10 protein-coding genes are annotated in these 13,268 nt (G+C 64.9%); 2 read left to right on the top strand and 8 right to left on the bottom strand.

All coding sequences use genetic code 11. The annotated features are described in order from the left end of the window. Positions 1-63: 63 nt before the first annotated feature. The 7 genes from inhA to ACQR3T_RS07185 form a co-directional block, all read right to left on the bottom strand. Positions 64-888 carry an NADH-dependent enoyl-ACP reductase InhA gene (gene inhA / locus ACQR3T_RS07215; protein WP_032377850.1) on the bottom strand — a complete coding sequence of 275 codons (825 nt, stop codon included), beginning with the start codon at positions 886-888 and terminating at the stop codon, positions 64-66. A gap of 60 nt (positions 889-948) precedes the next feature. Beyond that, on the bottom strand, positions 949-1,671 hold the full coding sequence (gene fabG1, locus ACQR3T_RS07210) for a 3-oxoacyl-ACP reductase FabG1 (protein WP_032377849.1): 723 nt from the start codon (positions 1,669-1,671) through the stop codon (positions 949-951). Positions 1,672-1,737: 66 nt separating this feature from the next. After that, the gene (locus ACQR3T_RS07205) at positions 1,738-2,730 is read right to left on the bottom strand and encodes a VWA domain-containing protein (protein ID WP_428692867.1); all 993 of its coding nucleotides are present in this window, start codon (positions 2,728-2,730) and stop codon (positions 1,738-1,740) included. Next, positions 2,727-3,725, bottom strand: a complete 999-nt coding sequence (locus ACQR3T_RS07200) for a DUF58 domain-containing protein (protein WP_428692866.1) — start codon at positions 3,723-3,725, stop codon at positions 2,727-2,729. Before ACQR3T_RS07200 ends, ACQR3T_RS07205 begins: the two co-directional genes overlap by 4 nt. Then, a complete protein-coding gene (locus ACQR3T_RS07195) occupies positions 3,722-4,984 on the bottom strand; it encodes an AAA family ATPase (protein ID WP_428693080.1) in 1,263 nt (420 codons plus the stop codon). Before ACQR3T_RS07195 ends, ACQR3T_RS07200 begins: the two co-directional genes overlap by 4 nt. 288 nt (positions 4,985-5,272) lie before the next feature. Further along, positions 5,273-6,784 carry an NlpC/P60 family protein gene (locus ACQR3T_RS07190; protein ID WP_032378474.1) on the bottom strand — a complete coding sequence of 504 codons (1,512 nt, stop codon included), beginning with the start codon at positions 6,782-6,784 and terminating at the stop codon, positions 5,273-5,275. 438 nt (positions 6,785-7,222) lie between these two features. Next, complete coding sequence (locus ACQR3T_RS07185) at positions 7,223-7,765, bottom strand: DUF6676 family protein (protein ID WP_428692865.1); 543 nt, start codon at positions 7,763-7,765, stop codon at positions 7,223-7,225. A gap of 347 nt (positions 7,766-8,112) precedes the next feature. Between ACQR3T_RS07185 and ACQR3T_RS07180 the strand changes: the two genes are divergently transcribed. Both ACQR3T_RS07180 and ACQR3T_RS07175 read left to right on the top strand, forming a co-directional pair. Beyond that, complete coding sequence (locus ACQR3T_RS07180) at positions 8,113-10,923, top strand: aconitate hydratase (RefSeq protein ID WP_032377846.1); 2,811 nt, start codon at positions 8,113-8,115, stop codon at positions 10,921-10,923. A 115-nt stretch (positions 10,924-11,038) separates the two neighbouring features. Next, positions 11,039-11,605, top strand: coding sequence for a TetR/AcrR family transcriptional regulator (locus ACQR3T_RS07175; RefSeq protein ID WP_032377845.1), 567 nt, complete (start codon positions 11,039-11,041; stop codon positions 11,603-11,605). Between the two features lie 7 nt (positions 11,606-11,612). Here the strand turns inward: ACQR3T_RS07175 and ACQR3T_RS07170 are convergent, their stop codons facing one another. After that, positions 11,613-13,244: an ABC-F family ATP-binding cassette domain-containing protein gene (locus ACQR3T_RS07170; protein ID WP_032377844.1), complete on the bottom strand. Its 1,632-nt coding sequence runs from the start codon at positions 13,242-13,244 to the stop codon at positions 11,613-11,615. Positions 13,245-13,268: the final 24 nt, after the last annotated feature.

The raw sequence follows: 13,268 nt of genomic DNA, 5'->3' as shown, positions 1-13,268 counted from the left end.
GGCACAATCGGTCGACGAAACCTACGGTGAGCGAGCCCACGTCGGACTCGGCTCACCGCGACGTCACATGTTTTCGGGCAGGTACGTGTTGTGGCTCGCTCCACCGTCGACGTACACGATGGATCCGGTGGTGCCGGGCAGCCAATCCGACAGCAGCGCAACGATGGACTTGGCGACGACAGTGGGGTCGTTGACATCCCAGCCGATCGGGGCAGCACCGTCCCAGTACACGTTCAGCTGGTCCATCTTGGCCGCATCACCGGTCGCGGTACCCGCAATCGCCTTGGCGGCAAGAGTCCTGATCGGTCCTGCGGCAACAAGATTGGAGCGGATGCGCTTGGCTGCGCCCACTTCCCGTGCCACGTAACGGTTCACCGACTCCAAGGCGGCCTTGGCCACACCCATCCAGTTGTAGTACGGCATCGAGGTGCGCGGATCGAAGTCCATTCCGACGATCGAGCCACCCTCGTTCATGACCGGGAGCACGGCGCGCGCGAGCGACGCGTAACTCCACGCAGAGATCTCGAATGCCCTCGCGGCATCGGGGCCGGGGCCGTCGAGGAACGGCTTGGCGTCCGGTCCCATCAGGGTGCGGGGTGCGAACGCGATGGAGTGCAGGACCCCGTCGATGCCCTCGGGGGCCACTTCGCGTACTCGATCCGCCAGCGCGGCGAGGTGCTCCTCGTTGGTGGCGTCGAGCTCGATCGCCGGGGGCACCTCCTTGGGGAGGCGCTGCGCGATCCGGTCGATGAGCCGGAGCCGATCGAAGCCGGTGATGATCACCTTGGCACCCTGCTCCTGCGCCATGGCTGCGGCGTGAAACGCGATCGACGCGTCGGTGATGATGCCGGTGATCAGAATGGTCTTGCCTTCGAGCAATCCGCCCATAGTGCTGTTTTCCTTAGTTCGGAGGTGTACGTCTATCGAAATCGTTGTGCGAGTAGGACTTCAGTGCCCCATACCCATACCGCCGTCGACGGGAATGACCGCGCCGGATACGTACGACGAGTCCGGTCCCGCGAGGAAGCTCACGACTGCCGCGACGTCCTCGGGCTGACCGAGACGTTGAAGGGGGATGAATTCTTTTGCCTTGCCGCGCAGGTCGTCCGAGAGCTCTGCGGTCATGTCGGTTTCGATGAACCCCGGGGACACGACATTCGCCGTGATGGACCGCGAGCCCAGTTCCCTCGTGATCGACCGAGCCATGCCGATGACTCCCGCCTTGGACGCTGCGTAATTGATCTGCCCCGGTCCACCGGCCATCGCCACGACCGAACTCAGGAAGATCATCCGGCCCCAGCGTGCGCGCAACATGGCGCGGTTGGCGCGCTTGGCGACGCGGAAGGCTCCGGTGAGGTTTGCATCGATGACCCGCTGGAACTGATCCTCGGTCATCCGCATCAGCAACGTGTCGTCGGTGATGCCCGCGTTGGCCACCAGTACCTCGACGGGACCCTGCTTCTCCTCGACCTCCTTGAAGGCTGCGTCCACCGAGGCGGAGTCGGTGACGTCGCAGACGACTCCGAACAGACCGTCGGGCGCTCCCGATCCGCGGTGGGTGACGGCCACCTTGTGTCCGTCGGCTTGGAGCCGCTGGGCAATGGCAAGACCGATACCCCGGTTACCTCCGGTGACGAGTACCGATCGCGCGATGAAGTCAGGTGTGGACATGCCTAGCAACCTATCTGTTCGTCCTGGAATGACAAAGCGAAACTTACTGGTGAGTAATAACAGCGATCACGGCAATCGTTGTCGCATCACCAAAGCCGAACCCAACCCCGACGAGATGAACAGGACACCGAGAATCAACCACGGACGCGAGGCGTCTCCGCGAGTGATCTCGAAACCGATCTGCTCCTCGAGGGTGTCGTACACGTCGCGCAGGTCCTCTAGCGACGACGCGGTGAAGAAGCTTCCGCCGGAGAGAGTCGCGATCTCTCGCAGGGACGGATCATCGACGGGTACCGGCACTCTTTCCACCCCACCCTCGTCCTCGATTTCGACCGAGCCGTAGCTCGTGCCGAACGAGATCGTGGAGATCGGCACGCCTTTGTCCTTGGCTGCCCGCGCCGCGGTGTACCCGCCGCGTGGGTCGTCGAGATTCTGAGGAACGGTCTGCTTACCGTCCGAGAGCAGCACGATGCGCGCCGGAGGTGCCGCGTCGCCGCCGCCGAGGATCGCTCCGAGAGTGTCGATCGACTGCAGCGAGGTGAAGATCGCCTCACCGGTGGCCGTTCGCTCGCTGAGCTGCAGCTTGTCGATGGCGGACTTGGTGGCTTCGCGGTTGGCCGTGGGCGACACCAACACGGACGCGGTGCCCGCGAATGCGACCAACCCGAGGTTGATTCCTGGTGTCAGACCGTCGGCGAAGGACTTCGCGGCTTCCTGAGCAGCGGCCAACCGGGTCGGCTCGACGTCGGTGGCCTCCATCGACAGCGAGACGTCGATGACGAGCATGACGGTGGCTCGGTTGCGTGGGACGCGCTCGTCCGCCGTAGGACCCGCCATCGCGATGGTCAGAAACAGCAGACCGACCAGCACCAGGGCGGTGGGTAGGTGTCGCAGTCGGTTCGGCCGGGCGGGCGCGACCGACTCGAGCAGCTCCATGTTGGAGAAGCGAAGAACGTGCTTCTGCTTGCGCCGTTGGACCCAGATGTAGCCGACCGTGAGCGCGATGACGACGACGAGAAACCCGAGCCACCACGGCGAAGCGAAATCGGTCAGGCTCATCGCGTACCGGTCCGAGCGGTATTGGTGAAACCGGATCCGATGGTGTGTCTGCGCGCAGTGACGAAGCGGACGACGTCGGCGATCCAATCACCGTCGGTACGCAGTGTCAGCCGGGGCGCTCCGCAGCGACGCAGCGCCTTCTCCACGTCGTCGCGGTGCGCTGCCGCGGCACGGGCGAAGTCTGCTCGTAGCCGAGGCGTCGTGCTGAATTCGCGAGTGCGGCCGGACTCCGGATCGTGCAGCACGACGTCGCCGACGTCGGGTAGATCGAGGTCACGCGGGTCGAGTACCTCGACGGCCAGCACGTCGTGTCTGGCCGAGATGGCGCGAAGTGATCGTTCCCAGTCGATGGGCCCGAGAAAGTCACTGATCACCACAGCCATGCCGCGGCGTCGCTCCGGCCGCCGCAGAGCTTCGATGGCCGCCCGAAGATCGCCCCGTACACCGTCCTCGGCCGAGGGCGTGGTCGCAATGGCACGCAGCATCGACTGCGTGTGTACGCGACCACCTCGTGCCGGAATGCGAGTGGTGCTGGCCCCGGTGGCCACCACCGCGCCGATTCGATTGCCACCGCCGCCCGACAGATGCGTGATGGCGGCCGAAGCCGCAACAGCCAGATCCCGCTTCTCGCACCCGGTGGTGCCGAAGTCGAGGCTGGCCGACAGATCGACCACGAGCCAGGTCTCGAGTTCTCGATCGGCCACGGACTGGCGCACGTGCGGATGCGTCGTGCGCGCAGTGACCGACCAGTCCATCTGGCGAACGTCGTCACCGGGCTGGTACTCCCTGGCGTCGCCTGGCTCGGAACCGGGACCAGGAATCAGCCCGAGATGGTCCCCGTGCAGTACCCCGTCCAGCCGTCGGCGCACCGTCAATTCCAAGGTCCGCAACGCTGCAGCCAACTTCGGATCACGAAGCTCACCCGAGCGGAAGGACGGCGGCCGAGAAACGCCGGTACTGCCGACCGTCACGGGAGCGGTGTCGGATCCGCTCACTGACCCGGCGTACCGATCGACGATCCGTCACCCGACGGCTTCTGCAGCGAGGGTGCCGGCTGACCGTACTGACCGCCGCCCTGCGGAGGCTGTTGAGGTCCTGGCTGCTGCGACTGCGGCTGCACCGGGCCCTGTGGCGGAAATTGGCCCGGAGCGGGAAACTGGCCGGGAGCGGGATACTGGCCATGGGCCGGGTACTGCCCCTGCGGCCCGGCCTGACGGCCGTCGAAGTGCGGGCCGTCCGGACCGGCTCCGTTGCTCTGCGGCACCGGAACCGCCTGCGGCGACACCTGCGGCAAACCGACGGTCTGCAGCACTCGAGAGATGACCGTCTCGGGAGTCACCTCGTCCGCGAGGGCGTCGTAGGACAACACGAGACGATGCCGAAGCACGTCGGGAATGACTTCGAGAACATCCTGCGGCACCACGTAGTCGCGTCCACGGAGCAGAGCGAGAGCCCTCGACGCCGCGATGATTCCGAGCGTTGCGCGCGGTGATGCACCGTAGGCGATCCAGCTCGCCACGTCGTCCAGGCCGAACTGCTCGGGCGTACGCGTGGCAGCGATGACCCGAACGACGTAGTCGACGAGCGCATGATGCACGAACACCGAGCTGGCCAAATTCTGCAGCCGAACCAACTCGACCGGGTCGAGGATCTGCTTGGGCTCGGGTGCCTTGATGCCCATGCGATAGACGATCTCGCGTTCTTCCTCGACCGTCGGGTAGTCGACGACGATCTTGAACAGGAATCTGTCGCGCTGAGCCTCGGGAAGGGGGTACACGCCCTCGTTCTCGATGGGGTTCTGCGTTGCCATCACCAGGAACGGATCGGGCATCGGGAAGGTCCGGCCACCGATGGTGACGTGACGCTCGGCCATGACCTCGAGCAACGCGGACTGCACCTTGGCCGGCGCGCGGTTGATCTCGTCGGCCAAGACGAAGTTGGCGACGACGGGGCCGAGTTCGGTGTCGAACTCCTCCCGGCCCTGACGATAGATCCTGGTTCCGACGAGGTCGGTCGGAACCAGGTCGGGAGTGAACTGGACTCGCGAGAACGAGCCGCCCACGACGCGCGCGAACGTCTCGACGGCAAGTGTCTTGGCTACGCCCGGGACGCCCTCGAGCAGTACGTGTCCGCGGGCGAGCAAACCGACCAGAATGCGTTCGACCAGGCGATCCTGACCGACGATGACGCGTTTGACTTCGTATACGGCCTTCTCGAGAAGCTGGACGTCCTCGGCCAGGCCTGGGCTGTCCACCCGCTTCGGCTCCCCACCCTGTGGATCACGAGTCGAGGTCTCGACGTGAGCCGACTCCTCGTCGTTCGAAATCCGGCCGTCACGTGATGTCACCAAGAATTCACCGCTTTCAGTCGATCATCGTCGGGCGCGTGTCGATACCGCCGCGATCAACTATTCCAGGTGATCGCCGAGCGCGCCGAAAGGCACCCCCGCAGCGTGGCAGGAGAGGAGCCTGCGGAACGACTCGAGGGGCAGGAGTGGAGCCTGCGGGACGACTCGATAGGGCCGAGAGGCACCGGATCGTGCTCAGGACACCATGCGTACTGCGTAGGGAGTCATGCCGCTGTATCGCACGTCGGACACCTTGACCACCGAGCCGGACTGTGGCGCTTCGAGCATCTTGCCGTCACCGAGGTAGAGCGCAACGTGCTGGCTGGCGTTCGGGCCGTAGAAGATCATGTCGCCGCGCTTCATGTCCGAGGAAGGCACTTGCTTACCTGCGGTGTACTGATAGCCGGTGTAGTGGGGCAACGAGATGCCGAGGCCGGCGAAGGCGTAGATCATCAGGCCGGAGCAGTCGAACCCGACCTTGTTGTAATCGCCGTAGCTGTCCGCGACGCCGCCGTCCCTGATGCCCTTGGTCGGGCCGTTCTCGTCGCCGCCGCCCCAGGAATACGGCACTCCCAGTTGACTCATTCCGCGGTCGATCGCCAACTCGACGGCTGCGCTTCCGGTGACCGACGGCGTGGTGGACGTCTTCGGTTTGGTCGGTGTCTTCGGTTTGGTGGGCGTGGTTGTGGTCGAGCTGTCCGAATCGGTCGTTGCGCTCGAATCTTCGTCCACGTCCACGTGCGAACGTTGGCCTTCGGCAATGGCTGCCGCGCGTTGCTGGGCGGCAAGATTGGCCGACACCCGGGCAGCTGCCTGCACAGCAGCTTCCTTCGCTGCGGCGGTGGCGGCCGCGATGGCCGCATCCTCGGCTGCCTTCTGGGCTTCCCAGTCGCCGTACGCCGCTCGCTGATCCTGCAGACCGGCGACATTGCTGCGTGCCGAATCGAGCTCGGTCTGGGCAGCGTCACGCTGAGACTCGATCGCTGCTTTCTGATCGGCCTCGGCCTGCAGTGCAGCTTGGGCCTCGGCGATGGCCTGCTCGGCCTCGGCCTTCTTGGCCTCGGCTTCCGACGCCGCCGCATCTGCCTGCTGCTTCGAGTCCCGCGCCGCAGAATCGCGATTCGCCTGTTCGGTCCGGGCCCGCTGGAGCCCGTCGAGCACCGCGTTCTGGCTGTTGGAGAGAACCTTGAGTACCTGGGCTCGATCCAAGACGTCGTCCGGTCCGCTCGAACCGAGGAACGAGGCCATCGACGCAACACCGGAGCCCTGCGTGTAGCTGGACTTCGCGAATTCGTCGAATTTGCGCTGGGCTGCCTGAATTTGGGTGCCGGCATCGGCAAGTGCCTGTTGTGCTGCGCCGACGACCGCGGCCGCGACGTCCGCTGCGTCGCGCGCATTCTGCAGATCCACGAGGGCCTTGTTGACGCCCTCCCGCTTCGAGGCAACCTCGTCGTCGAGTCGAGCGAGTTGCTGGTTGGCCGACGCGATCGCGTCGATCAGCTGACCGACCTGGCCCAGGCGGGAATCGACTGCACTTCCGGCGGCAGCGAGGTCGCTGTCGGATGGGTTCGGCGGTGGCGGCGGCACGGCGGCGGCAACTCCGGGAAGGGTTGCCATCAACGCGATGACGAGGCCGGCACCTACCAGCACGAATCGGGTACGGACGAGCGCTTTACGGCGGGTGGCGCGGACTGGACGTCGGCTCACGAATATCTCCCTCGGGTCCGGCATTCAGTCAGGTCCGAGTCGAACCGTCGTGCCGCCGACGCGCCTGCCGTTCCCACCCCGATCGCAGGTGACGGTGAGCGCTATCGCCGGGCGGGAAAGAAGCACGCAGCGACACGACAGGTGCGAACCACGTCAGTCACACCCGAAGCAGTGGCCTCCCGAGTTCCCCACGGACGACACTCTGCCTTCTGCGACACTCCTTCCCCAGCAGTGCCAATGGCACCGTACGACACTTTGCACCCTAAAGAAACTCCAGTCCCAAATGACACATTTGTAATTCCACCAGGCACAACGCCGTGAACTCGGGGTTTGCCGGAAACAATTTTTCCGACTTTTTCCTGCGGCACGGCCGTTGCAATCACGGCCGGATCCACGGTGCGGGCGTCGGTCACCCGAACGACGCGTCGACGCGTCGTGTCAATTCTCTCCGGAGTCGCGATTCGCGCTCTCGGGTGCCGTCGCCCGAGCCCGGAATCTGCGGGCCTTCACGACTGCAGTCAGAGTGGCAACGGCAGCTACGACGACGATGAGTCCACCGGTGAGCAGACCCCACGGCGTCTGATCCTCGACGAGTGTGTCGACGAAATTGTCGGCCGCGACGATGTGGTTTCCGGTGTAGGTGCGATCTTGACCGGCTTCGAGGGTCACCCGGCTGATCGAGTCGCTGAACGTGCCCACTTGCCCGGGGCTCAGGACCAGTACGGTGCCACCCTCGCGTGCACCGACTGCGGTGGCGAGGTCGCGCAGCTGCGAGTCGTGGCGCGGTTCGTTCGGCACGATCACGATGCTCAGATCGATCCCATGGTCTTCTGCGCGAGCCACAGCTGCGGACAACGCTGCTTCCTCGTCGGCGGGCGCACTCACGCCGGTCTCGCGGACCGTGGCGACGATGCTGTCGACGTCCAGACCTGCCGGAATATCGGTGGCAAGTGGGGAAACGGCGTGAATCGGTTCAGGCATCTCTCGTCCAGTCGGTAGGAACCAGTCGCGTGAAACCCTACGTCACAGTGCTCCCGATACCCGGGAGGCGTGCACCTCCAGGGCAGCAACTGAGGTCGCCCTTCATTGCGTCGCTCGAAACAGTACGTGAGGATTGCGACGCGGGTCGTTCTGTCGGCATCCTCCGCGAAACGGACCCGCACGTTTTCACAGGACAAGCGTACTGTTAGACTTCCATCGAGACACTGCCCGAGCGTCCGCAGGCAATACGCACGCCGGATGCCATGCCGAGACACACGGACAGCGTCTCGCTTCAACCGTCGACACAGCCCCGTCGGCGGTGTGCCTCATAGACGAGTGGAGCTGAAGTGACCGCAAGTAATGATTCATTCGGTGCAAAGGGCACCCTCGAAGTCGGAGAGAACTCGTACGAGATCTTCCGGCTGTCGGCCTTGCCCGGTGCCGAAAAACTGCCCTATGCACTGAAGGTCCTCGCGGAGAATCTCCTTCGCACCGAGGACGGTGCCAACATCACCGCCGACCACATTCGTTCGATTGCCTCGTGGGATCCGTCCGCGGAGCCGAGCTTCGAGATCCAGTTCACCCCTGCACGCGTCATCATGCAGGACTTCACCGGCGTTCCGTGCATCGTCGACCTCGCCACGATGCGTGAAGCCGTCACCACCCTGGGCGGCGACCCCAACAAGGTCAACCCCCTCTCCCCCGCCGACATGGTCATCGACCACTCGGTCATCCTCGACGTCTTCGGCCGCGCCGATGCCCTCGAGCGCAACGTCGACCTCGAGTACGAGCGCAACGGTGAGCGCTACCAGTTCCTGCGTTGGGGACAGGGCGCGTTCGACGACTTCAAGGTCGTCCCCCCGGGCATGGGCATCGTGCACCAGGTCAACATCGAGTACCTCGCACCGACGATCATGACCCGCAAGGGCCAGGCCTACCCCGACACCTGCGTCGGCACCGACTCGCACACCACGATGGTCAACGGCCTCGGTGTGTTGGGCTGGGGCGTCGGCGGCATCGAAGCCGAGGCGGCCATGCTAGGCCAGCCCGTCTCGATGCTCATCCCCCGCGTCGTCGGCTTCAAGCTCTCCGGCGAGATCCAGCCCGGCGTCACCGCGACCGACGTGGTGCTGACCGCAACCGAGATGCTGCGCAAGCACGGCGTCGTCGGTAAGTTCGTCGAGTTCTACGGCGAGGGCGTGGCCGAGGTTCCGCTCGCGAACCGCGCCACCCTGGGCAACATGAGCCCGGAGTTCGGTTCCACCGCAGCGATCTTCCCGATCGACGAAGAGACGATCAACTACCTGCGCCTCACCGGCCGCAGCGACGAGCAGCTCGCGCTCGTCGAGGCGTACGCCAAGGAACAGGGCATGTGGCACGACCCGAAGAACGAGGCCGTGTACTCCGAGTACATCGAGCTCGACCTCAACACGGTCGTTCCGTCCATCGCAGGCCCGAAGCGCCCGCAGGACCGAATCCTGTTGTCCGAGTCCAAGGTTGCGTTCCGCAAGGACATCCACAACTACGTCGAGGAGAACCACCCGAAGCACGAGGGTGACAGCAAGCTCGACGAGGCCCTCGACGAATCGTTCCCGGCAAGCGACTCCGCTTCGCTGAGCTTCGCCGAAGAGGATTCCGTCGACGTTCGTTCTGCCGCATACGGTTCCGAGGGTCGTCCGAGCAAGCCGATCCGGGTCACCACCGACGAGGCAGGAGAGTTCGTCCTCGATCACGGTGCTGTCGTGGTGGCAGGCATCACCTCCTGCACCAACACCTCGAACCCCTCGGTCATGCTCGGCGCAGCACTGCTCGCCCGTAACGCTGTGGAGAAGGGCTTGTCCACCAAGCCCTGGGTCAAGACCAACATGGCACCCGGCTCGCAGGTCGTCACGGACTACTACGAGAAGGCCGGCCTGTGGCCCTACCTCGAGAAGCTCGGCTACTACCTCGGTGGTTACGGCTGCACCACGTGCATCGGCAACACCGGCCCGTTGCTCGAGCCGATCTCGAAGGCGATCAACGACAACGACCTCTCGGTCACCGCCGTGCTCTCGGGCAACCGCAACTTCGAAGGTCGCATCTCTCCCGACGTCAAGATGAACTACCTGGCCTCACCGCCGCTGGTCATCGCCTACGGTCTCGCGGGCACGATGGACTTCGACTTCGAGACCGACGCACTCGGCGAGGACCACGAGGGCAACCCCGTGTACCTCAAGGACATCTGGCCGTCCTCGCAGGAGATCGAAGACACCATCAAGTCGTCGATCAGCCGGGACATGTTCAGCAAGTCCTACGAGACCATCTTCGCCGGCGACAGCCGCTGGCAGAACCTGTCGACCCCCGAGGGCGACACGTTCGAGTGGGATCCCAAGTCGACGTACGTGCGCAAGCCTCCGTACTTCGACGGCATGACGATGGATCCGGCTCCGGTCGAGGACATCAAGGGTGCACGCGTGCTGGCCCTGCTCGGCGATTCGGTCACCACCGACCACATCAGCCCGGCCGGTCCCATCAAGGCGGGCACGCCGGCCGCGCAGTACCTCGATTCCCACGGGGTCGAGCGCAAGGACTACAACTCGCTCGGATCGCGCCGCGGTAACCACGAGGTCATGATTCGCGGAACCTTCGCGAACATCCGTCTGAAGAACCAGCTGCTCGACGACGTCTCGGGTGGCTACACCCGTGACTTCACCCTCGACGGTGGACCGCAGTCGTTCATCTACGACGCGTCGCAGAACTACCAGAAGGCCGGCATTCCGCTGGTCGTACTGGGCGGCAAAGAGTACGGATCGGGAAGCTCGCGTGACTGGGCGGCCAAGGGCACCTCGCTCCTCGGCGTCAAGGCTGTCATCACCGAGTCGTTCGAGCGCATCCACCGCTCCAACCTCATCGGCATGGGCGTCGTTCCCCTGCAGTTCCCGGCCGGCGAGAGCGCAGCGTCGCTCAAGCTCGACGGAACCGAGACGTTCGACATCGTCGGCGTCGAAAAGCTGAACGAGGGCACCACCCCGAAGACGATGGCAGTGACCGCGACAAAGGAAGACGGAACCAAGGTCGAGTTCGACGCCGTGGTCCGTATCGATACCCCCGGTGAAGCGGACTACTACCGCAACGGCGGAATCCTGCAGTACGTCCTGCGCAACATGATCAGAGGCTAGTCACACGGCACTGAAGACAGACGCCACACAGCGATGGGCCCGGAACTCGATACGTGTTTCGGGCCCATCGCCGTATCGGTGCGGGGCCCTTCATCGAAAAGTAGGAGTTTCACACGTGCCCAAGGTCAGCGAAGACCACCTGGCCGCTCGCCGCAGCGAAATTCTCGACGGTGCGCGCAAGTGCTTCGGAGAGTTCGGCTACGAGGGCGCGACGGTGCGACGCCTCGAGGAGGCGACGGGACTCTCGCGTGGCGCCATCTTCCACCACTTCAAGGACAAGGACGGTCTCTTTCTCGCGTTGGCGCAGGAGGATGCCCGTCGCATGGCAGAGGTCGCGGCGACGCAGGGTCTGGTTCAGGTGATGCGAGACATGCTGGCCCAGCCGGAGCAGTTCGAGTGGCTCGGAACGCGGCTCGAGATCACCCGACGGCTGCGAACCGACGCCGACTTCCGAACCAGCTGGGCCGAACGGTCGGCAGAGCTCACCGACGCGACCCTGGGCCGACTGGAACGGCAGAAGACGGCAGGAAAACTGCGCGACGACGTACCCAACGACGTCCTGGCCGACTACCTCGACCTCGTGCTGGACGGTCTGGTCGCCCGAATCGCGTCAGGGCAGGGCGGGTCCAATCTTTCGGCCATTCTGGATCTGGTCGAAGAATCGGTCCGCAGGCAGGACTGACCCCAGGTCAGGCGAGTTGGATCAGTTCCAGGTATTCCTGCGACCAGTGATCCTCGGTGCCGTCGGGAAGGAGGATCACTCGTTCGGGTGAGAGTGCCTCGGCGGCACCCGGATCGTGAGTCACCAGCACCACTGCACCCTTGTAGCTGCGCAGCGCGTCGAGGACCTGCTCGCGCGAGATCGGATCGAGGTTGTTGGTCGGCTCGTCGAGCAGCAGCACGTTCGCAGCCGAGGACACCAGTCCGGCGAGCGCCAGACGTGTCTTCTCACCGCCCGAGAGTGTTCCTGCCGGCTGCTCGAGCTGGGGGCCGGTGAACATGAAAGCACCGAGAAGCGATCTGAGCTCCTGCTCGCCGGTGTCGGGTGCCGCATGCCGGATGTTCTCCCACACCGACGCGTGATCGTCGAGGGTGTCGTGTTCCTGCGCGAAGTACCCGACGCGCATGCCGTGGCCCGGCTCGATCTCTCCGGTGTCGGCCTTTTCGGTTCCCGCCAGGATTCGGAGCAGCGTCGTCTTGCCCGCACCGTTCAGACCGAGCACCACCACGCGGCTCCCCCGGTCGATCGCCAGATCGACGCCGGCGAAGATCTCCAGCGACCCGTACATCTTGGTGAGGTTCTTGGCCATCAACGGTGTCTTGCCGCACGGAGCCGGCTCGGGGAAACGAATGTGCGCAACCTTGTCGGATACGCGCTCCGCATCGAGGTTGGCCATCAGCTTGTCTGCGCGCTTCGCCATGTTCTGTGCCGCAACGGCTTTCGTCGCCTTGGCCCCCATCTTGGCGGCCTGGACGCGTAGTGCGCCCGCCTTCTTCTCGGCGTTCGCGCGCTCGCGACGGCGCCGTTGCTCGTCCGTGGCCCGTGCGTCGAGGTACTTCTTCCAGTTCATGTTGTAGATGTCGGCCTCACCGCGCACGGCATCGAGGAACCACACCCGGTTCACCACATCACCGAGTAGTTCGACGTCGTGGCTGATGACGATGAGTCCGCCCTCGTGGTTCTGCAGGAATCCCCGCAGCCACGTGATGGAGTCCGCGTCGAGGTGGTTGGTCGGCTCGTCGAGCAGCAGCGTGGTGTTCGAGCGCCCACCACTGCCATCGGACGCGGCGAACAGAATGCGAGCCAGTTCGACGCGTCGGCGCTGACCACCGGACAGGGTCCGCAGCGGTTGACCGAGGATGCGGTCGGCCAGGCCGAGACTGTTGCAGATGCGAGCCGCTTCGCTCTCGGCTTCGTAACCACCGAGCGAAGCGAACCGCTCTTCGAGCTCGCCGTACTTGCGGACGGCCTTGTCGAGCAACGCCTCGTCGGCCACCTCGGCCATCAGCGCCTGCTGCTTCTCCATACTGTGCAGCAGAGTGTCCAGGCCCCGGGCCGAGAGCACTCGGTCCTTGGCCAGGACGTCGAGGTCGCCTTCTTTGGGATCCTGCGGAAGGTAACCGAGCTCTCCGGTGCGCACGACCTCACCCGCATACGGCTCACCCTCGCCTGCCAGGATGCGCAGAGTGGTGGTCTTGCCTGCACCGTTACGGCCCACCAGCCCGATGCGGTCGCCTGCCTGTACACGGAGCGCGGGCCCCTCGGTGGACAGAAGGGTCCGCACACCGGCACGAACTTCCAGGTCGGTGGCGGTGATCACGCGTGAGCTCCTAGCGATTGCCGA

Origin of the sequence: Rhodococcus sp. IEGM1428 (assembly GCF_050321865.1) — a bacterium.
In the GTDB taxonomy this organism is placed as follows: Bacteria; Actinomycetota; Actinomycetes; order Mycobacteriales; family Mycobacteriaceae; genus Rhodococcoides.
This window is presented reverse-complemented; position numbering and strand designations above follow the sequence as displayed.